This is a genomic window from Rhodococcus sp. SB1D (assembly GCF_048573875.1).
Lineage (GTDB): Bacteria > Actinomycetota > Actinomycetes > Mycobacteriales > Mycobacteriaceae > Rhodococcus_F > Rhodococcus_F qingshengii.
In genome coordinates this window covers 64602-85023 of record NZ_JBMAIQ010000014.1, presented here as the reverse complement: position 1 = coordinate 85023, position 20422 = coordinate 64602, and the positions used below count along the sequence as shown (strand labels likewise).

The window sequence follows — 20422 nt, the reverse complement described above, 5'->3', positions numbered from 1 at the left end:
GTCAGAGATTGGTCGCGGCGATCAGAACCCACAAGGATGTGAGCCAGGAATGACAGACCGTGTACGGCAGCAGGGCACAGGCCTCGACGAAGCGACGTTGTTGACGCGTCTTCGCGAGGCCTTTTTCACGCATATCGACGAGGGTGACAGCGACGACGTCATCAACGGTCGATCGGATCGAGTCCTGCTCGCGCATCTTGCGCTCGGGAGGCAGCGGACCCCGGGCACGGCCGTATGGCGTGTGTACCGCCCGTCAGGATCCGAGGGTCTCGGCGCTGCCGTCCAGATCGTCACCGACGACATGTCGTTGCTCGTCGAGTCCGTTACCGCGATGCTCAACCGACAAGGTGTGGGAATCAGTCAATTCGCCCATCCGATCCTGACGGTTGAACGCGATGACTCGGGCAATCTGATGTCCTTGGGCGACAGCGGTATCCAAGAATCCTGGATGCACGTCCAGTTGGACTCCGAAGTCGAGGATTCCGCTCTCGACGCGATCGAAGCACACCTCGGCAAGGTGCTCGCGGACGTCCGCCAGGTGGTTGGTGACACCCCGGACATGAAGGCATTGCAACTGCGCGTTGCCGACGAGTTGGAGAGTGCTGCAGAAACTGCCTCCGGGAGGATCACCCCCGAAGAATTCTCCGATACCGCTCGGCTGCTGCGGTGGATGGCGGACGGAAACTATGCCGTGCTCGGATACCGGCGATTCGAGGGTACGAAGGACGGTTCACGCACGGTCGCCGGCAGCGGGCTCGGCGTGCTGCGCTCCGACGCGGTCACCGAAGGCCCGATGAGTTTGCCTCCCGTCGCAGATCTCCCGGATCGACCGCTTCTGGTCCTGACGCAGGGATCGTTCCCCGCCACGGTGCACCGCGCTGTCTACCCGTACTTCGTGGGTGTCTCGATCCTCGACGACGAGGGAAACATCGTGGGGGAGCACAGATTCCTGGGTGTGTTCACCGTGGTCGCACTCCACGAGAACGTCCTCGCGATTCCTCTGATCGAGCGCCGCGTTCGCGAAGTCATCGCGCGTGCCGGTGTCGACCTGCATTCGTACTCCGGTCAGGCGATGCTCGAGGTCATCCAGTCGTTCCCACGCACCGAGTTGTTCTCGAGCGACGCCGAGACCTTGTTCGAGACCGTCCACGCCGTGCACAGCATCGGGCTGCGTCGACAGGTGCGACTCTTCGTCCGCGAGGACACGTTCGGACGCTTCGTGTCCTGCTTGGTGTACCTACCCCGCGACCGGTACACGACGCGGGTGCGACTGGCGATGCAAAACCTGCTGTGGCGCGAATTCGGACCAGGCACAGTCGATTACACCGCCCGGGTTACCGAGAACGATCTTGCGCTGTTGCACGTGACGATCCGGCGCGATCCGGACAGTGAGCCGGTTCATCTGGATGTCTCCGAGGCCAACCGCGAGCGAGTTCAGGCTCTGTTGACCGAAGTCAGTCGTAGCTGGGACGACCGCATCAACGACCTTGTTCGTGAAAGTCCGGGTGTGGATCCGGAACTGGTGCAGCGGTATTCGCGGGTGCTTCCCGATGGATACAAGGAGGACTTCGAACCGTCACGCGCGTTGGCCGACATCGCCCGACTCGAGGCGTTGGCGCCAGGCGCGATCGACGTACTGCTCTATCGTGCTGTGGACTCCGCGCCCGGTGCCTGGCGCTTCACGCTCTTCGTCGGCGGCGACGGTATCTCGTTGAGCCAGGTGCTACCGGTGCTGCAGTCACTCGGCGTCGAAGTTCTCGACGAGCGGCCGCACGTCGTGCAGCGACTCGACGGCGTTCAGTGCTGGATCTACGATTTCGGATTGTCGGTACCGGCGGATCTTCGGGCGTCGGTCGAGATCGACCTCGATGCGCAGGTGCCGCTCGAGACCAGTACCGCCCCGCTGACCGAGGTCCAGAAGCGATTCACGGCTGCATTCGGTGCAGTCTGGTTCGGCCGGGCAGAAGCTGACCGATTCAACGAGTTGGTGCTGCGGGCCGGAATGTCCTGGCGGCAAGCCGTGGTGCTGCGTGCTTACGCAAAGTATCTGCGCCAGGCCACATTTCCGTACAGTCAGTTCCACATCGAAGGAATCGCGCTTACACACCCGCAGACCGCGTTTGCATTGGTGCAGTTGTTCGAGGCGATGTTCGACCCCGAGAAGCAGGACGACATTCGCGTCGCCGAATTGGACGAGCAGTTGCGTGCGTCCATCGACGAGGTACTCAGCTTGGATGCCGATCGCATTCTGCGTGGAATGTTCTCCTTGGTGAAGGCGACCTTGCGTACCAATTTCTACGTCGTCGACGCCGATGGCCGCTCGCGCGACTACCTGTCGGTCAAGCTCGATCCCTCACGGATCAGCGAGTTGCCCAAGCCGCGGCCGGCTTTCGAGATCTACGTGTACTCGCCCGAGGTCGAAGGCGTCCACTTGCGATTCGGCGCAGTCGCGCGCGGCGGGCTCCGCTGGTCCGACCGGCGCGAGGATTTCCGCACCGAGGTGCTCGGCTTGGTGAAGGCTCAGGCCGTCAAGAACGCGGTGATCGTGCCGGTCGGCGCCAAGGGCGGCTTCGTCGTGAAGAATCCGCCTCTGCCGACGGGTGATCCGGCCGTTGATCGAATGGCGACGCTGGAAACCGGCAAGGCCTGCTACACCACGTTCATCTCCGGATTGCTCGACATCACCGACAACGTGCACGCGGCTACCGGCGAAGTTGTGACGCCGGATCGAGTGGTGCGCAAGGACGATCAGGATCGCTACCTGGTGGTCGCCGCGGACAAGGGCACGGCGACGTTCTCGGATCTCGCCAATTCGGTTGCCGCCAAGTACGACTTCTGGCTCGGCGACGCGTTTGCCTCCGGTGGCTCCGTGGGATACGACCACAAGGGCATGGGTATCACCGCTCGCGGCGCCTGGGAAAGCGTCAAGCGGCACTTCCGCGAACTCGGGGTCGACACGCAGACGCAGGATTTCACGACGGTAGGCGTCGGCGACATGAGCGGAGACGTGTTCGGCAACGGAATGCTCCTCAGTCGGCACATCCGTCTGGTGGGCGCGTTCGATCATCGACACATCTTCCTCGATCCGAACCCGGATGCAGCGAGCTCGTTCGTCGAACGTCAACGACTTTTCGAGTTGCCACGGTCGTCATGGGCCGACTACGACAAGAGCCTGATCAGTGAAGGTGGCGGCGTCTGGGACCGCACGGTCAAGTCGGTTCCGATCGCCGAAAGCGTCCGGATCGCACTGGGTCTGGCCGAGGGGGTCACGAAGCTCTCGCCGCCGGAATTGATGCAGGCGATTCTGTCGGCACCGGTGGATCTGCTGTGGAACGGCGGAATCGGTACATACGTCAAAGCGTCGACCGAGACCAATGCGCAGGTTGGCGACAAGAGCAACGACGCCGTGCGTGTCGACGGTCAAGATCTGCGGGTCAAGGTGATCGGGGAGGGCGGCAACCTCGGCGTCACTGCTCTGGGAAGAATCGAGTTCAGCGCCAGCGGCGGTCACATCAACACCGACGCCATCGACAACTCGGCCGGCGTCGACTGCTCCGATCACGAAGTGAACATCAAGATTCTTCTCGATTCGCTCGTGCGTTCGCAGTTACTGCCCACGCAGGAACGGAATCCGTTGCTGGCGTCGATGACCGACGACGTGGCGGCGCTGGTGTTGGCGGACAACATTGCTCAGAACGCGCTGCTCGGAATCTCCCGCGTGACCGCTTCTCAGATGCTCGGTGTTCACCGCCGTCAGTTGACGGATCTGACCAAGGCACGTGGCCTTGACCGCAAGCTCGAGGCGTTGCCGACCGACAAGGAGATCGAGCGTCGACTCGAGGCCGGTGTGGGTCTGACGTCGCCGGAATTGGCGACGCTGACGGCGCACGTCAAGCTTTCACTCAAGGACGATCTGCTCGCAACCGAGTTGCCGGACAACGATTTCTTCGCCCAGCAGATCCCGCAGTACTTCCCGACCGCTGTTCGCGATCGGTTCGAAACGGAGATCAAGGCACACCCGTTGCGGCGGCAGATCGTCGCGACGATGCTCGTGAACGAAGTGATCGACAACGGCGGAATCACGTACGCCTACCGCTTGGCCGAGGAGACCGGAGCGAGCAGTACCGACTCGATCCGTGCCTACGCCGCTGTGCGAGAGGTGTTTGCGCTCGACGAGGTGTGGTCGCGAATCCGCTCGGCGGGCGTCAGTGCAGAGATCGAAAACGAGCTGATCGTGGAGTCGTGCCGCTTGCTCGACCGCGCGTCGCGGTGGTTCCTGGCCAATCGGCCCCAGCCGATCGCCGTCGGCGCCGAGGTAGCGCGTTACTCGGCGGCGTATCGGGCGACGGCACCTCTGGTTCCGGGGCTGCTTGCGGGCCATCAACTCGACGATCTGCTGGTGCGGGCTCAATCGGTGATCGATCGCGGGGCTCCGGAAGCGTTGGCGCTGGACGTGTTCCGACTGCTCGACGTCTACTGCCTGCTCGACATCGCGGATATCGCCGACATCGCAGATCACGACATCACCGAAGTCGCGGAGCTGTACTACGCCTTGGACGCGCATCTGGGAATCGACTGGTTGCTGAGCGCGGTCTCGGGACTCGAGCGCGGCGATCGATGGCACTCGCTCGCGAGGCTCGCGTTGCGAGACGACCTCTACAGTTCGCTTCGGCAGCTGACGATGGAGGTTCTGGCCGGCGGCGAGCCGGGGGAGTCGCCGCAGGAGAAGATCGACGAATGGGAGTCGACCAACGCCTCGCGTCTGAGCCGGGCGAGGGCAGCTCTCGTCGAGATCTTCGAGTCTGGGACGCTTGACCTCGCGACGCTCTCGGTGGCGGCGCGTCAGGTTCGTAGCATGGTGCGCAGCATGGGCACCCGATCGGAGGTAGGACGTTGAGCGAAGGATTCCACGCCGAAGTTGTGGTTCGGTGGTCCGACATGGATGCCTTCCAGCACATCAACCACGCACGGATGGTGACGTTGCTCGAAGAGGCGCGGATTCCTTGGTTGTTCGAAGACTCGCGCCCGACGGTCACCCTGCGTGACGGGGCCGTGATTGCCGATCTCCATGTGCGGTACCGCGGCCAACTGCGGCACGACGATTCGCCGCTCGACGTCTTCATGTGGGTGGAAAAGGTGCGCGCGGTGGACTTCACCATCGCGTACGAGGTTCGCCCCCGCGGTGCGGATCTCAGTGTCCCGCCGTCCATCGTGGCGTCGACTCAGATCGCGGCCTTCGATATCGACACTCAACGTTTGCGTCGCCTCAGCGGGCCCGAGCGCGAGTACTTGGAGAGCTGGCAACGTGCATGAACGTGTACTGACCGTGCCCGAGGAGGCCGAGCGAAAGAACTTGGCCGGCTTCATCGGTCATGCCTTGCGTTTGGACGAGTCCACGGTCATCCGGATGCGTCGACGCGGAGATGCTCACCTGAGCGTTTGGGCGTCAACGGGTTTCGACGCTCTCGCTACGCGAACCGTGGCGGGCACCATCAACCCTGACGACACCTCGGCTGCCGGCGATCAGTTGCTCTCGGCGGTGGAGCAGGCGACAAGTGAGCTGATCGATCCGGGGTTCGCCATGGATTCGGCGTGGCGTGGGGCGTTGCCGCCGATGGACGGCTTCGAGCACCTGGACGACGTACCCGCCCGGGTGCTGATCGAACTGGCGCAGCGGGGCAACGCCTTGGCACTGGAGCATGGAAGTAGTCACGGTCCGCCGGCGTCGTTGCTCGATCAGGACGTGCTCGAGGTCAGTGGTCCGTCCGGCACGGTCGGGATCTCGATGCGGGTTGTTTTTGCCTTGACCGCAATGGGATTCGTTCCGCACGCCGGGTCCGAGGCGATGACCGCCGACATCGACCTCGAGCAGATCGACGCCTCGGAACTGGTTCGGGTGCGGGCGAGCAAATCCTGGGTGCGGCTCGATGCACGGTTCGGTTCGATCTACCGTCACCGCGGTGGTTCGATACCGCTGATGGTCGCACGATAGGAGTTCAGGTGGCGGGTGCGGTGTTCTCTCAGATCAGCCACGCCGCAGCGTTGACGGGTAGTTGACCGTCGACGAGTGGTGCGCTGCTCAACAGTAGCTGCCCGCTCGGCAGTGCGATCGGCACCTCCGTGGTGTTGAGAGCACAGATCAGACCACCGCGTCGACGGAAAGCGAGGCAGCCGGGGGGACTGCCGTACCAATCGATGTCGGCGCCGGAGAACTCCGGCCTGGCGCTACGAAGTTCGAGGGCGGCGCGATAAAGCGAGAGCATCGAGTCGACGTCCTCGATCTGCGCCTCCACCGTGAGCGTCGACCACTCGCGTGGCATCGGCAACCAGGTGCTCGCGCCGGTGGTGAATCCGAACGGGGGTTCGCTTCCTTCCCACGGAAGGGGCACTCGGCAGCCGTCGCGTCCTCGCTCGGCATGTCCGGATCGTTCCCAGACCGGGTCCTGTAGTGCCTCGTCGGGCAGGTCGACGTTCGGCAGGCCGAGTTCGGCTCCGTTGTAGATGAAGCTCGCGCCCGGAAGCGCCAGTTCGACGAGGATCATCGCCCGTGCGCGTTGGGTTCCGATCTCACCCCCGCCGTAGCGCGTGACTTCACGTTCGACGTCGTGATTCGACAGCGTCCACGTGGGCACACCCCCGACCTCGGCGACGGCCGCAAGAGAGTTCTCCACGGCCTCCCGGACGGACTCGGCGGAGAATTCGGTTTCTGCAAGTCGGAAGTTGAATCCGAGATGCAGTTCGTCTGGCCGGATGTATTCGCCGAACTTCTGGTTGTCCTTCACCCAGATCTCGCCGACGGTCATCGCCTCCGGGAACTCGTCCATGACCTTGCGGATGCCGCGGTGGATTTCGTGAACTGCCGGGTTGTTGAACCGCGGGTCGTCGTCGGAATTGCGCATGAGCTCGTTGAGCTCCCAGTCGTGGTCCGGCAAACCGTCGGGCTTGGCCATTCCGTGGGCCACGTCGATGCGGAATCCGTCGATTCCGCGCTCGAGCCAGAACCGCAGAGTCTTGGCGAGGTCGTCGAAGACCTCGGGGTTGTCCCAGTTCAGGTCGGGCTGTTCCTTGGCGAAGATGTGCAGGTACCACTGGCCGGGTGTTCCGTCGGCTTCGGTGACGCGGGTCCACGCCGGGCCGCCGAAGATGCTCGGCCAGTTGTTCGGCGGTTCGTTGCCGTTCTCACCTTTGCCGTCTCGGAAGATGTAACGGGATCGCTCCGCAGAACCGGGCGCCGACGCCAGGGCTGCCTTGAACCACTCGTGCTGATCACTCGTGTGGTTCGGGACCAGGTCCATCGTGACCTTGATTCCGCGTTCGTGGGCTGACGTGATCAGTGAATCCATCGTCGCCAGATCGCCGAACAAGGGATCGATGTCGCGAGGATCCGAGACGTCGTAGCCGTGGTCTGCCATCGGTGACTTCATCACCGGGCTCAACCAGATTGCATCGATGCCGAGCAGTTCGAGGTAGCCGAGTTTCTCCTCGACTCCGCCGAGGTCGCCGATACCGTCGCTGCCCGAATCGGCAAAAGAACGCGGATAGATCTGATAGAAGACCGCCTCGTTCCACCACGGGGCTTCGGGCCGGCTTACAGAGGACGAATCCGCGGGGGTGCTCACAGCAGTTCATAGTGCCAAACGTCTGGCGCTCTCACGACTTGGACACGGCAAAAGCGTGACTCTTTACCTAGCCTTGGTGTACTTTGCATTCACGCGGTGACACCATGTGGCAACTTTGGTGTTACTGCCGGGGGAGAAGTATTCGGGAATTCAACCAAGGGGGCTTGGCCTTGACTTTGTCGGCAATCGAAGCGGTCAGTTTGGATCATGTACTGCTCGAGGATGATCCGATCAACCGCGACTGGATAATCTTCGGCACACCGGTTGCACGGTCGGCGCAATGGTCGGCGAGTAAAGACGGGACCACGACTACACACGTCTGGGATTGCACGAAGGGGCGCTTCCGCTGGTACTTCCACGCGGACGAAATCGTGCACATCATCGAAGGGTCGGTCACCGTTCAGGCCGACGGAATCGCCGAGCGAACCCTGAGTGTCGGCGATGCCGCACTCTTCCGTGCGGGCAGTTGGTCGGAGTGGGAGGTCGAAGAGTACGTGCGCAAGCATGCAATCTTGAGTTCGCCCCTGCATCCCACGGTGTCGTTCGGGGTACGAGCAGCCCGCCGGGTCGCGCGCGTGTTCAGGCCGAAGGCTAAGTAGACGGTCAGATAGCGGAGTTCACCATGGACGCGGCAGCCATCTCCATGTAGTCGATCAACTGCTTGCGGTGCACCGGGCTCAGAGTCTTCTCGTCGATGGACGCGATGGCGACGTGCATGCACCGCAGCCACGCATCACGCTCGATCGGGCCGATCACGAATGGATTGTGGCGCATCCGCAGACGCGGGTGTCCACGCTCCTCCGAGTACGTGTGCGGTCCGCCCCAGTACTGCTCGAGGAACATCCGCATCCGCCGCTCGGCCGGGCCGAGATCGGCCTCGGGGTAGAGCGGGCGCACAACCTCGTCCTTCGCGACCTCTTCGTAAAATCGCGCGGTGAGCTTGTGAAACGTCTCGGCTCCGCCGACGGCGTCGTAGAAGGTCTGCTGCACGTCTTGCTGTACGTCATTCATGGCAAGTTCCATTGTGCCTGACGGCCGTAGTGGTCGGTTTCCGGGTCGACGACGGTTGTATCGAGTCGGAGTGCGTACCCATTCACCGGAAATTCACCGGCCGTCCTGGCAATTTTGTTCGAAATGGGAGTGCGTAACGCGATCATCCGTGGTCAACTTGGGGGCAGTCTCCCGGAGGTCGTATGAAGAACCGACATGCTGCACGCAATCACCGACAACTCCAGCCCACTAGCGCGCGGAACGACCACGCGTTAGGGGCTGTTCTGGAAGTTGTTCCTGACGGGTTCGCGCACACCGCTGACCCACTCTTTTCCGACGAGCATTCTCACCTCGAGATGTTCCCTCCCGATCGCGTCGTCCCCGAGTGGGTGAAACGTCGGGTGCTACTGCTCAACGTCACGTACGAACCGCTGACCGCCCTTCCTGCCAGGCGCGCGGTCGTACTGATGGCCTGCGGCAAGGCCGATACCGTCCACGAGGACGAACAGGGCCCGGTAGTCCATTCCGCGGACTGGTCGGTGCAGGTTCCCTCGGTCATTCGATTGCGCACCTACGTGCGCGTTCCGTATCGCGCCCGCATCCCCATGACCCGTGCCGCACTGATGCATCGTGACCACTTCCGATGTGCGTACTGCGGAGCCAAAGCCGAAACCATCGATCACGTCGTTCCTCGCAGCCGAGGTGGCGGGCATTCGTGGGAGAACTGCGTCGCGTGCTGTGCCCCCTGCAATCACCGCAAGGCCGACAAGATGCTCAGCGAACTCGGATGGACCCTCCGTGCGGAACTGGTCCCGCCGTCCGGACCGCACTGGCGTCTGCTCGCGGCGACCAAGGAATTGCATCCGGCGTGGATGCCTTATCTCGGCGTGGGCGCAGCCTGAGCAATGTGTCGGCGTGGGCGCAGCCTGAATTGAGTTCTAGCGTCACCGAAACGAAATTGCCCGAGAATTTGTGGCCCTGACGCTTTCCTTCCTGGCGTTCTGGGCTACGTTATCTGGTGTGAGCATTCTCGAGGTAGTACTGATATACGTTGGGATTCCGGCCTTGATCACCGCGTTCTTCGCGGCTGCGTCCTTCCTCGGGAAGAAGACGCCGGGACCGGTTCCGCCGGCGTTCCATCTCGGTGAGTCGTGGGATCACGCTCCCGTGCTGTGGAGTGCTGTCGACGAGGTCACCGTTCGCGGTGGCCATCACGGCAGTGCACACGCAATCGAAGCCGGTTCGGCTGATCTGATCGGAGGGTCCGCAAGTGGCAAATGGTGATCATTCGACCGCGCTCGCAGTAGCGCCCGAGGACCTGCCCGTCGGCAGCGTCGTCACGTCCAGTGGACGCGTATCCGGTGTGCATCGCATCGGCGAGCCGTTCACCGACGATCTTCCGTTCGAGACCATGGATCTGGTCGCGCTCGACGTCGCGATGACCGAAGCGACGCGGGCCACCAAGGTGCGGTTCAACGCGTACGTCGGTGATCTCGGTTCTGATCCGGCAGCGGGTGCCGACGCATTGTTCCCGACCACGCCCGAAGCCGAGCGTTCCGTCCTGATCGCCGTTTCGCCCAACCAGCGCACCGTCGAGGTTCGCAGCGGTCGGGCAATCGCCGATCGGGTCACCGATCGTGTTACCCAGCTCGGAGCAACGGCAGCTGTTGCATCCTTCAGTGAAGGCAACCTGATCGACGGACTGATCAGCGCTATCCGCGTTATGGCAGCCGCGATTTCAGCGCCCTGACTTGTAAGACACTGGCCGGTGCTCGCTTCGATTCGTGAGAATCGAAGCGAGCACCGGCCTTTCGCATGTCAGCTCGCGTCGAACTTTCGTGCTGCGAGTGAACGAACCACGCCGGCCTGGCCTTCGACGACCAGGCGACGCAACGCGGGAGGGATGTCGCCTTCGAGGAACCGGTCTGCTGCCGCTACGGATTCGTCCGAGATCGACCACGACGGGTACAGCCCGATGACGACCGTCTGTGCCACTTCGCTCGAGCGTCGTTCCCACACCGCCGCGATATCGGCGAAGTAGCGGGAGACGAAGGGCTCGAGCAATTCGTCCTGGCCTTCGCGAGCGAACCCGCCGATGATCGATCGCGCGGTGATGTTGGGCACGGAGTCGTCGCCGACGACCTTTGCCCAGACCTCTTCCTTGACAGCGACCTGCGGACGTCCGGCCGCGGCCGCTGCGGCTTGACGAGCGCCCGCAGCGGTCGGGTCACGCTGAGCTTCGGCGTCGATGAATGGAGTTGCGGTTCCTTCGGCGTCGATCTCACCGGCGGCCGCGAGTGCCCCGACGATGCGCCAGCGCAGGTCCGTGTCGACGATCAGGCCGTCGAGCCCAACGGTGGAGGGATCGGCGTCGAGCAATTCGCGCAGTACCTCGGTGTGCCACGGGGAGAGTGCTGCGCCGGTGAGTGCGTTGACGAATGCCAGCTGGTGGTCGGACCCGGCCTCTGCCTCACGTGCGAGTTCGAGCAACCGATTGGCGAAGCTCGCCGCGCCTTCGGCCTCGGCCCAGGCCGGATCTGCGTAGGAGCCGATGGCGGTTTGGGCTTGGAGCAAGAGACGTTGCACCACACCGACTTCGGTCTCCGAACTGATGCCGCGCTCGACCAGCGCGACGAAGTCGCGTGCCTTCAGTTCGGCTTGACGGGTCATTTCCCACGCCGCCGACCAGACCAGGGTGCGGGGGAGTGAGTCGGTGATGTCGCCGACCCGCTCGATCGCCGTCGCCAACGATTCGGGATCGAGTCGCACGGAGCCGTAGGTGAGATCGTCGTCGTTGACCAACACGAGTGCACCGCGGGCGACGCCGACAAGTTCGGGGACATCCGTGCTTTCCGCGGCATCGAGGTCGAGTTCGACGCGATGGCTTCGCACCAACTTGCCGTCGACGTCGTCGTAGATTCCGATGGCGATCCGGTGGATTCGACGCTCCCCGGCGCCTGGTGCAGCACCGTCCTGCAGGACGGCGAAGCGGGTGAACTTTCCGTCTGCGTCGACATCGAAGTCGGGGCGCAGGATGTTCAAACCGGTGGTCTTGAGCCACTGCCGACCCCAGTCGGAAAGGTCACGGCCCGAGGACTTTTCGAGTGAGCCCAGCAGATCGTCGAAGGTTGCGTTTCCGAATGCGTGCTCACGGAAGTACTCACGCAGTCCGGCGAGGAACGGCTCGAGTCCGACGTATGCCACCAACTGCTTGAGGACGCTGGCGCCCTTCGCGTACGTGATGCCGTCGAAGTTCACCTCGACGGCGGCCAGGTCCGGAATGTCCGCGGCAATCGGGTGCGTCGACGGCAACTGGTCCTGGCGGTACGCCCACGACTTCTCGACGTTGGCGAACGTCGTCCAGGCGTTCGTGTACTCCGTGGCCTCGGTCTGGCACAGGACCGAAGCGAAGGTCGCGAACGACTCGTTGAGCCATAGGTCGTCCCACCACGCCATCGTGACGAGGTCGCCGAACCACATGTGCGCCATTTCGTGCAGGACCGTTTCGGCACGACGTTCGTACGAGTAGCGGGTCACCTTGGAGCGGAAGACGTAGTCCTCGAGGAATGTCACGGCGCCGGCATTCTCCATCGCGCCCGCATTGAATTCGGGGACGAAGAGCTGGTCGTACTTGCCGAAAGCATAGGGAACACCGAAGTTGCGGTGGTAGAAGTCGAATCCCTGCTTGGTCTCGGTGAACAGTCGCTCCTCGTCCATGAACTCGGCCAGCGAAGCGCGGCAGAAGATTCCGAGCGGGATGTCGCCGTGCTCGTCGGAGTAGTTGTCGGTCCACTGCGCGTAGGGACCGGCGATGAGCGCCACCAGGTACGTGCTCATCTTCGGGGTGGTCCGGAAAACGTGCTTGCCGGGATCGGCGGCAAGGGTCTCGACGACCGCGGAGTTGGAGATGACCTTCCACGACGTGGGAGCGGTGACGCGGACGTCGAACGTGGCCTTGAGATCAGGCTGATCGAAGCACGCGAACATGCGCTTGGCGTCGGCCGTCTCGAACTGTGAATAGAGGTAGACGGAGTCATCGGTCGGGTCGACGAATCGGTGCAGTCCCTCGCCGGTGTGGGAGTAGATGCAATCGGCCTCGATGACCAACTCGTTGTCGGCAGCGAGGTCCGGCAGGCTGATGCCAGTCGACTCGTCGTAGCCGGAGACGTCGAGCGCGGTGCCGTTGAGGACCGCGGAATGGACTCTGGCCGCGACGATGTCGATGAAGCTGCTTGCTCCGGCCGTGGCGGTGAACGTGACGGTGGTCTTCGAGGAGAACGTCTCCTCGCCGGGTGCGTCTTTGCCGTCGGTGAGATCGAGTTCGATCAGGTAGTTCTCGACGGTCAGGATTGCTGACCGTTGCGCTGCGGTTTCGCGTGTCAGGTTCGGTGCGACCACAAAGATCTCCTCGTAGATGGTGCGGATCTATTACGTCCATCCCATCACGAAGAGAACGACTTCACTCAAGCGGACACTTCTGCCAGCGGAATCTCCGGGTCGGCCAACCGCTCCGGATCGACGGAACGCGAAGACGCGACCAATTCCTTGATGGCGTCACCGGAATCCCAGATGTTCACGTTCATTCCGGCGAGCACCTTGTTCGCGGAATCCAGCCAGAATGCCAGGAACTCGCGCTTGTCGACGTCGCCGCGAGTGACGACACGGGAGTAGCCGCCGTGCGGTGCGTGACCTACGTATTCCATTCCGAGGTCGTACTGATCGGTGAAGAAATACGGCATGCGGACGTACTCGGCGGGCCGTCCCAACATGGTCTCTGCGGCCGTCTCGGGTTGGTTGAGTGCGTTTGCCCAGTGCTCCACCCGAATTCGTGCATTCAGAATCGGATGCTGTGCGGCCGCGATGTCACCCACTGCGACCACGTCGGGGTCGCTGCTCTGCAGACCGGCGTCGACGAGAACCCCGTTCTCGACGTCGATACCCGCCTCCGATGCCAACTCGGTGTTCGGCAATGCGCCGACAGCGATCAACACGGCGTCGGCCGGAATCACGGTTCCATCGCTCAAAGTGACGCCCGAGGCGTGACCGCCGTCGACAGAGATTGCAGTGACGTCCGTGCCGGTGCGTAAGTCCACCCCGTTCTGGCGGTGCAGCGCGGCGAAGACCTCACCCATTTCCGGGCCGAGGGTCGATTCGAGCGGAAGGCCGGCATGTTCGAGCACGGTGACCTCGACGTCGAAACCGCGAGCCGACGCGGCAATTTCAAGGCCGATCCAGCCGGCACCGACCACGACGAGCTTCTTGTCGGCGGCCAGGGTGCGCAGCAGCGCGGCGGCCTGATCGACTGTTCGCACGTAGTGAACGCCCTCGGCGTAGGATCCCGGGATGTCGAGGCGCCGCGACCGCGAACCGGTGGCCAAGGCGAGCTTGTCGTAGCTGATCGTGGAACCGTCCGGAAGTGACACGGTGTGCGCAGCGGGGTCGATGGCCGTTGCCGTCGTTCCCGGGCGAAGATCGACATGATGGTCGCGGAACCACTCGCCGTCGTGGACGGTGAATTCGGGGAGCGTCTTCTTGCCGGCGAAGAACTCTTTCGACAGCGGCGGACGCTCGTACGGGAGGTGGTCTTCTTCACTCAGTACGGTGATCTCACCGTCGAAATCTCTGTCACGCAGGGCTTCTGCGATCTTTGCGCCCGCGAGCCCGCCGCCGACGATCACGAATCTCCGGTTGGTGCTCATTACTGAACCACTCCTTCGTACTCGTTTCTTTTCGACACTACTGCGATCGGGAGGTGGTTCGGGGGAAAGCGCGGGAAGGATTGCGGGTTCATGATTGTTGGCAGAACGGGAGTATGTCCCCGAACTGATATGACCTGACCGACATGAACTGATAGGGAGTTTCTTCGTGAGCGCAACCTCGAGCAAGACCACGGACACTGCTGACTTCTGGTTCGATCCGCTCTGCCCGTGGTGCTGGATCACCTCACGCTGGATTCTCGAGGCCCAGCAGGTACGCGACATCGAGGCCAAGTTCCACGTGATGAGCCTTGCGGTTCTCAACGAGGGCCGTGACCTTCCCGACGAGTACCGGGAGATGATGACCAAGGCCTGGGGCCCGGTCCGTGTCGCCATCGCTGCAGCGCAGCTGAAGGGTGACGAGATCCTGCTGCCGCTGTACACGGCGATGGGGACGAAGATTCACAACGAGGGAAACAAGGACTTCGCCGACGTCATCAAGTCGTCCCTTGCCGAGGTCGGCCTGCCACCTGAACTGGCCGAGGCCGCCGACACCGACAAGTACGACGAGGCTCTGCGCGAGAGCCACCACAAGGGCATGGACGCCGTCGGACCCGACGTCGGAACCCCGACGATCCATGTCAACGGTGTGGCGTTCTTCGGCCCCGTGCTCTCACGCATCCCGCGCGGCGAGGACGCAGGCAAGGTGTGGGACGGCGCAGTCGCGCTGGCCGGCTACCCCCACTTCTTCGAGCTCAAGCGGACCCGCAACGAGGATCCTCAGTTCGACTGAGCGGCAGTGAGCGCCGGATTTCGGTAGAGCTGACCCGGCCGGAAGAACAGATGCCCTGAGTGCGTGCGGTTGCGAAGCGCAGCCGCACGCCAGGTCAGCACCGGATGCGACGACAAGATGTTGACGAACCACGGGAAGAACCCGGATTCGAGTGTCGCCCGATCGGCCAGTTCGTCGAACTCGACCAGACCCACCAGATACTTTCCCGCGCCGAGGACGCCCATCGCGCCCGGTGCACCCTGAGGGCGCATGTGAAAGCCGAAGTTGTCCGCCGTGTACTCCATGGAACGCGACAGCGAAGACCCGATCACCGGAATGTAGTTCGACGCGAACTGTCCCCACTGGCGCCAGTACGACGCATGCCCGGCAGCGATGTGGCCGACCTCGTGGCCGATGATGAATGCGAGCGCATCGGGCTCGCGTGCCTGCCCACCGACTTCGAACAGGTCGCTGTAGACGACGACGAAACGGCGAAATCCGTGCCCCGACGCAAACGCGTTGATCCGTCCGTTCCCCAGCACGACGTAGGCATCCGGCGGAGTTTTCATGCCGAACCGTGCCGCAGCCTCGGCAACCAGCTGATACCCCTCCGGAAACTGTGAAGGCGTCATCTTGATTCCGTTGACCTGTTGCGATCCGTACAGCTGACCTCGCGCGAGGAACAGCAGGATCGGAGCCGCGAGCACCACGAGGATCCACGTCGACAGATCACCCGCAGCGATCAGAACGATCGCCACCACATAAGTGACGACCGTCGTCAGCACCGCGAGCACGAGTAGCGGGATTTCCCACGGGTGGCGAACGGCGTCACTGCCCGGTGACACACGAAGGGCGGGTGCAGCGGCCTGGCCGTTGACGGGGTACATGGGCACCACGATAGGTGTGCTCGCGCGACGATGCGTGTTCCTGAAAGTGTGACGTCGACCCGGGTGCGCCCGGCTGGTCGGGCCTGAGAGAATTGTCGCCATGCGCGTATACCTGGGTGCCGACCATGCCGGATTCGAACGTAAGAACGAGATCATCGAACACCTGAAAGCGAACGGCCACGAGGCCATCGACTGTGGTGCTCACGAGTACGACGCCGTGGACGACTACCCGGCTTTCTGCATCGAAGCCGCAAAGCGCGTCGTCGCCGACGAGGGCAGCCTGGGAATCGTCCTGGGTGGCAGTGGCAACGGCGAGCAGATCGCAGCGAACAAGGTTCCCGGCGCACGGTGCGCCCTCGCTTGGAGCGTCGAAACGGCGAAGCTGGCACGTGAGCACAACAACGCTCAGCTGATCGGCATCGGCGGACGTATGCATTCCCTCGAGGAATCGCTTGCCATCGTCGACGCTTTCCTCGCCACCGCATGGTCGGGTGAAGAGCGCCACCAGCGTCGTATCGACATCCTGTCCGAGTACGAGAAGACCGGCGTCGCACCGGCTCTGCCGCAAGCCTGATCCGAAAGTTGTTCCGTGCCTGAAGGTCATACCCTGCACCGGCTGGCACGGTTGCATGCCCGCAAGTTCGTCGGTTCACCGGTCCGCGTCCTCAGTCCGCAAGGCAGATTCGCCGAGGACGCGCGCCTGGTGGACGGACACGTACTCACGTCCTCGGATGCCTGGGGAAAGCACCTCTGGCACACGTACGACAACGGTCTGACAGTTCACGTACACCTCGGGTTGTACGGAAAGTTCACCGACGCCGCCCTGCCGATGGAAGAACCGGTAGGCCAGGTCCGGATGCGAATGGTCGGTGCCGATTTCGGCACCGACCTTCGTGGTCCCACCGCCTGCGAAGTCCTGCTACCTCCTCAGGTCGCCGCGATCGAGGCCAGACTCGGGCCGGACCCACTGCGCCGCGACGCGGATCCAGAGAAGGCCTGGTTGCGAATCTCCAAGTCCAAGACGGCAATCGGCGCCCTGCTGATGGACCAGGCGGTCCTGGCGGGTGTCGGCAACGTCTATCGCGCCGAACTTCTCTTTCGTCACGGAATCAACCCTGAACGACCGGGGAATCTCGTCTCTCACGGCGAGTGGACCGCCATGTGGGCAGACCTAGTCGAATTGATGAAAGTCGGCGTCAGACGGGGGAAGATGCACGTCGTTCGCGCCGAGCACGACAACGGAGATCCGGCGTACGCGAAGGATCGTCCGCGTACCTATGTCTACAGAAGAGCAGGATCGCCGTGCCGCGTGTGCGGCACACCGATCCTGCATTCCGTCATGAAGGCGCGAAACCTGTTCTGGTGCCCGGTGTGTCAGTCGGCTTAGAAGTCGAAGCCGCCGAAGTCCCCGCCGCCCCCGAAATCCATTCCGCCTCCGTCGCCACCAGACCAGTCGCTTCCGCCGTCAGCGGTGTAGTCCGTGTTGTCGATACTCCCTTGGTCGGCGCCGGGATCACCGGCGTCCATACCCTGATCTCCCGAGTCACCGGAGCCTGTGTCGGCGCCGGGATCGCCACCCTGGGCGAAAGCCTCTGCGCCGTAAGGAACCCCGGCCATGCCGGAGAACATGGTCGAGAACAGCATCATCGAACCCAGACCCCAGGCGCCGGCGACGAGTGCAGGCTTCCACCAGGGTTCGGAGTACCAGCCGGCCGGGACCGGGCGTCCGGCGACTCGGCCACCGGGGTAGTAGTTGGGTGTGTGCGACGACGGATTGGGTGATGCGGCGACCTTGCGGCCCTCGAATTCGACCTCACGGTCTTCGGTGACCGAACCGGCAGCCTTCTGTCCGTCGATGGAAGGAACTTCCGGTCCCGGATCCATGCCCATCGCCACCCGTGCCGCGCGGATGTAGTAAAGCCCTTCCAGTGCAGTCTGTTTCGCGAGACGTGCTTGGACCGGCGTTGCGGCCTGATCGATCTGCGAGCCTGCGGCGTTGTACCGTTCGGCCGCGTCGGCGAGGGCTTGGCGCGACGCGTCGTCACTGCCGGTCAGGTTGTAGACCTGACCGCCGAGGCGTTCGATCGCCTGCCGGGCATCGGCTTTCGCATCGTCGAGTTGTGTTGCGCTGTGGCCGGAACCGCGTTGCTGGCTTTTCATGACCAGAAATACGACTACGGCCAGAACGACGAGTATGAGAAGAATCGTGGTCACGAGTGGCCTCCCGAGCAGAATCGATCCGGACAACTCCAGGATACGGACCGCAGGGGAGTGGTCTGAGTGGACAAAGTCGGAATACAAAAAATCCGCACCGGCTGGGCCGATGCGGATCTTTTGTGGAGTTTCCCTCCTGATGGAGGGGATGACGGGAATCGAACCCGCGTGATCAGTTTGGAAGACTGAGGCTCTACCATTGAGCTACATCCCCGTGCATACGACAACTCGGGATCGCCGTGTTCGTCGTCTGCGATACGAAACTGTACCCAATGCCCCACCGGATTTCATAATCGGGGGGTCGGAGAAGTTCGAGACCGTCGTTCACCTGGGGAATTGGCGAATTGCTCGGCGAGTCGGGGTGTCTCGGCCGCAGGCGCGACTTCTGATTCCGGCTCTGAATGGCAGTTGAGGCAAGGCTGTATGTGGCTGCCGTATGTGGCTGCCGTCGGATGACATACTGACGGGGTCGACAGCCGGGCCGTGTACAAATGGCGGTCGGGTTCGTGAGAGAGTAGTGAGCGCGATAGGGTTGTGCGCGGTCACCGATGGTGGCTGCCCTTGGTGGCCCGCTGTCTTAGTGGCCTCGGATGGCCGTATCGTGTGTTTCATGTGATCGGAAACGGGATGTAGCGCAGCTTGGTAGCGCATCCGCTTTGGGAGCGGAGGGTCGCAGGTTCAAATCCTGTCATCCCGACAAGTACGTACATGGCACTTCACCTCCAGTAAGTCCGGGAGTGAAGTGCCGCGCCAGACAGCAGTACCGATTCAACACAAGTTGTGAGCAAGACCAGACGAAGGAGCGAAGTTTCGTGAAGAGCACCGTCGAGCAGCTCAGCCCGACGCGAGTCCGTATCAACGTTGAGGTGCCCTTCGCGGAACTCAAGTCTGATTTCGACAAGGCCTACAAGGCCCTCGCGCAGCAGATTCGTCTCCCCGGCTTCCGTCCCGGCAAGGCTCCGGCCCGCCTCCTCGAAGCGCGTGTCGGTCGCGGCGCTGTGCTCGAGCAGGTCGTCAACGACGCTCTGCCGTCGCGTTACTCCGAGGCTGTCACCAGCGCCGGCGTGAAGGCCATCGGCCAGCCCGAGATCGAGGTCACCAAGATCGAAGACGGCGAGCTCCTCGAGTTCACCGCCGAGGTCGACGTGCGCCCCGAGATCGAGCTCCCTGACTTCAGCTCCATCAACGTCGAGGTCGATCCGATCGAGATCACCGACGAAGCCATCGAAGAGCAGCTGCTTTCGCTGCGTCAGCGTTTCGGCACCCTCACCGGCGTCGACCGCGCAGTCGAGGACGGCGACTTCGTCTCCATCGATCTGTCGGCCACCGTCGACGGCGAGAACGTTGCCGAGGCAACCGCGAGCGGACTGTCGCACGAGGTCGGTTCGGGCCAGCTCATCGAGGGCCTCGACGAAGCCATCATCGGCCTCAAGGCGGGGGAGTCCAAGGACTTCACATCGACGCTGGTCGCCGGCGAGTACGCAGGCAAGGAAGCTGTTGTCACCGTGACCGTGCAGACGGTCAAGGAGCGCGAGCTTCCGGCTGAGGACGACGAGTTCGCTCAGCTCGCCAGCGAGTTCGACACCCTGGAAGAACTGAAGGCTGACCTCCGTGAGCGCGTCGCACGCGTCCGCAAGGTCGAGCAGGCCGGTCAGATCCGCGACAAGGTTCTCGAGCAGCTGCTCGAGACCGTCGAGGTTCCGTTGCCGGAGGCTGTCGTCAAGGCTGAGGTCGACGCTGCACTGCACGACGCCGTTCACGGTCTCGATCACGACGAAGAGGCACTGAACAAGCTCCTCGAAGAGCAGGGCAGCAGCCGCGAAGAGTTCGACAAGGATGCACAGGAAGCCGCTGAGCGCTCCGTCAAGACGCAGCTCTTGCTCGACTCGATTGCCGATGCGGGCAACGTCACCGTCGGTCAGGACGAGCTCACCGAGCGCATCCTGTTCCAGGCGCAGCGTTACGGCATGGCTCCTGAGCAGTTCATCCAGCAGATCCAGCAGGCCAACCAGCTCGGCGCCGTCTTCGCAGACGTCCGTCGTGGCAAGGCTCTCGCGTCCGTCGTCGAGTCGGCCGGTGTCAAGGACACCTCCGGCGCAGTTGTCGACACCGCAGAGCTGTTCGGCAGCAGTGAGGCCGAAACCGAAGCGGACGAGTCTGATTCCGCCGAGAGCGAAGACAAGTAAAAACGCAGGCGGACGGGTGTTTTCACCACGATCGACTGCACTGAGTTTTCCGCTTTGA

17 protein-coding genes and 2 tRNA genes are annotated in these 20422 nt (G+C 63.0%); 12 read left to right on the top strand and 7 right to left on the bottom strand.

Going from position 1 to position 20422, the window contains the following annotated elements:
• Positions 1-49: 49 nt before the first annotated feature.
• Genes ACN50D_RS26515 through ACN50D_RS26505 form a run of 3 tightly spaced genes read left to right on the top strand, consistent with a single transcriptional unit; the run spans position 50 to position 5992 of the window.
• Entirely contained in the window at positions 50-4897 is a 4848-nt protein-coding gene (locus ACN50D_RS26515) for an NAD-glutamate dehydrogenase (RefSeq protein WP_007730933.1), read from the top strand.
• A complete protein-coding gene (locus ACN50D_RS26510; RefSeq protein ID WP_003944573.1) occupies positions 4894-5313 on the top strand; it encodes an acyl-CoA thioesterase in 420 nt (139 codons plus the stop codon). Before ACN50D_RS26515 ends, ACN50D_RS26510 begins: the two co-directional genes overlap by 4 nt.
• A complete protein-coding gene (locus ACN50D_RS26505; protein WP_030536651.1) occupies positions 5306-5992 on the top strand; it encodes a hypothetical protein in 687 nt (228 codons plus the stop codon). The genes ACN50D_RS26510 and ACN50D_RS26505 overlap by 8 nt, the downstream gene beginning before the upstream one ends.
• A gap of 28 nt (positions 5993-6020) precedes the next feature.
• Here the strand turns inward: ACN50D_RS26505 and ACN50D_RS26500 are convergent, their stop codons facing one another.
• Positions 6021-7619, bottom strand: coding sequence for a glycoside hydrolase family 13 protein (locus ACN50D_RS26500; protein WP_030536650.1), 1599 nt, complete (start codon positions 7617-7619; stop codon positions 6021-6023).
• Positions 7620-7789: 170 nt separating this feature from the next.
• Between ACN50D_RS26500 and ACN50D_RS26495 the strand changes: the two genes are divergently transcribed.
• Positions 7790-8218 (top strand): cupin domain-containing protein, encoded by a 429-nt coding sequence (locus tag ACN50D_RS26495; RefSeq protein WP_228232653.1) that lies wholly within the window; start codon positions 7790-7792, stop codon positions 8216-8218.
• Between the two features lie 4 nt (positions 8219-8222).
• On the opposite strand, the gene ACN50D_RS26490 is transcribed toward ACN50D_RS26495, so the two are convergent.
• Positions 8223-8630: a globin gene (locus ACN50D_RS26490; protein ID WP_218960207.1), complete on the bottom strand. Its 408-nt coding sequence runs from the start codon at positions 8628-8630 to the stop codon at positions 8223-8225.
• 182 nt (positions 8631-8812) lie between these two features.
• On the opposite strand from ACN50D_RS26490, the gene ACN50D_RS26485 reads away from it, so the two are divergent.
• The 3 genes from ACN50D_RS26485 to ACN50D_RS26475 all read left to right on the top strand — a co-directional run bounded on the left by ACN50D_RS26485 (position 8813) and on the right by ACN50D_RS26475 (position 10359).
• On the top strand, positions 8813-9511 hold the full coding sequence (locus ACN50D_RS26485) for an HNH endonuclease (protein WP_003944465.1): 699 nt from the start codon (positions 8813-8815) through the stop codon (positions 9509-9511).
• Positions 9512-9629: 118 nt separating this feature from the next.
• Positions 9630-9893 (top strand): hypothetical protein, encoded by a 264-nt coding sequence (locus ACN50D_RS26480; RefSeq protein WP_007730943.1) that lies wholly within the window; start codon positions 9630-9632, stop codon positions 9891-9893.
• Positions 9880-10359, top strand: a complete 480-nt coding sequence (locus ACN50D_RS26475; RefSeq protein ID WP_211921244.1) for a DUF5130 domain-containing protein — start codon at positions 9880-9882, stop codon at positions 10357-10359. Before ACN50D_RS26480 ends, ACN50D_RS26475 begins: the two co-directional genes overlap by 14 nt.
• Positions 10360-10427: 68 nt before the next feature.
• On the opposite strand, the gene pepN is transcribed toward ACN50D_RS26475, so the two are convergent.
• Entirely contained in the window at positions 10428-13007 is a 2580-nt protein-coding gene (pepN, locus tag ACN50D_RS26470; protein ID WP_211921242.1) for an aminopeptidase N, read from the bottom strand.
• Positions 13008-13072: 65 nt separating this feature from the next.
• The gene (locus ACN50D_RS26465) at positions 13073-14308 is read right to left on the bottom strand and encodes an NAD(P)/FAD-dependent oxidoreductase (RefSeq protein ID WP_211921240.1); all 1236 of its coding nucleotides are present in this window, start codon (positions 14306-14308) and stop codon (positions 13073-13075) included.
• Positions 14309-14474: 166 nt separating this feature from the next.
• Between ACN50D_RS26465 and ACN50D_RS26460 the strand changes: the two genes are divergently transcribed.
• A complete protein-coding gene (locus ACN50D_RS26460) occupies positions 14475-15098 on the top strand; it encodes a DsbA family oxidoreductase (RefSeq protein ID WP_003944541.1) in 624 nt (207 codons plus the stop codon).
• Here the strand turns inward: ACN50D_RS26460 and ACN50D_RS26455 are convergent.
• Entirely contained in the window at positions 15086-15964 is an 879-nt protein-coding gene (locus ACN50D_RS26455) for a M48 family metallopeptidase (protein WP_211921237.1), read from the bottom strand. The genes ACN50D_RS26460 and ACN50D_RS26455 overlap by 13 nt on opposite strands.
• A 100-nt stretch (positions 15965-16064) precedes the next feature.
• Between ACN50D_RS26455 and ACN50D_RS26450 the strand changes: the two genes are divergently transcribed.
• On the top strand, positions 16065-16538 hold the full coding sequence (locus ACN50D_RS26450; RefSeq protein ID WP_003944571.1) for a ribose-5-phosphate isomerase: 474 nt from the start codon (positions 16065-16067) through the stop codon (positions 16536-16538).
• Positions 16539-16553: 15 nt separating this feature from the next.
• Positions 16554-17351, top strand: coding sequence for an Fpg/Nei family DNA glycosylase (locus ACN50D_RS26445; RefSeq protein ID WP_003944531.1), 798 nt, complete (start codon positions 16554-16556; stop codon positions 17349-17351).
• Here ACN50D_RS26445 and ACN50D_RS26440 read toward each other — a convergent pair.
• The gene (locus tag ACN50D_RS26440; RefSeq protein ID WP_050654637.1) at positions 17348-18124 is read right to left on the bottom strand and encodes a hypothetical protein; all 777 of its coding nucleotides are present in this window, start codon (positions 18122-18124) and stop codon (positions 17348-17350) included. The two genes, ACN50D_RS26445 and ACN50D_RS26440, sit on opposite strands and share 4 nt — an antisense overlap.
• Before the next feature lie 194 nt (positions 18125-18318).
• A tRNA-Gly gene (locus ACN50D_RS26435) sits at positions 18319-18392 on the bottom strand.
• A gap of 409 nt (positions 18393-18801) precedes the next feature.
• Here ACN50D_RS26435 and ACN50D_RS26430 point away from each other — a divergent pair.
• Together ACN50D_RS26430 and tig are read left to right on the top strand one after the other, a co-directional pair.
• Positions 18802-18875, top strand: a tRNA-Pro gene (locus ACN50D_RS26430).
• 115 nt (positions 18876-18990) lie between these two features.
• The gene (gene tig / locus ACN50D_RS26425) at positions 18991-20364 is read left to right on the top strand and encodes a trigger factor (protein WP_007730958.1); all 1374 of its coding nucleotides are present in this window, start codon (positions 18991-18993) and stop codon (positions 20362-20364) included.
• Positions 20365-20422 lie beyond the last annotated feature (58 nt).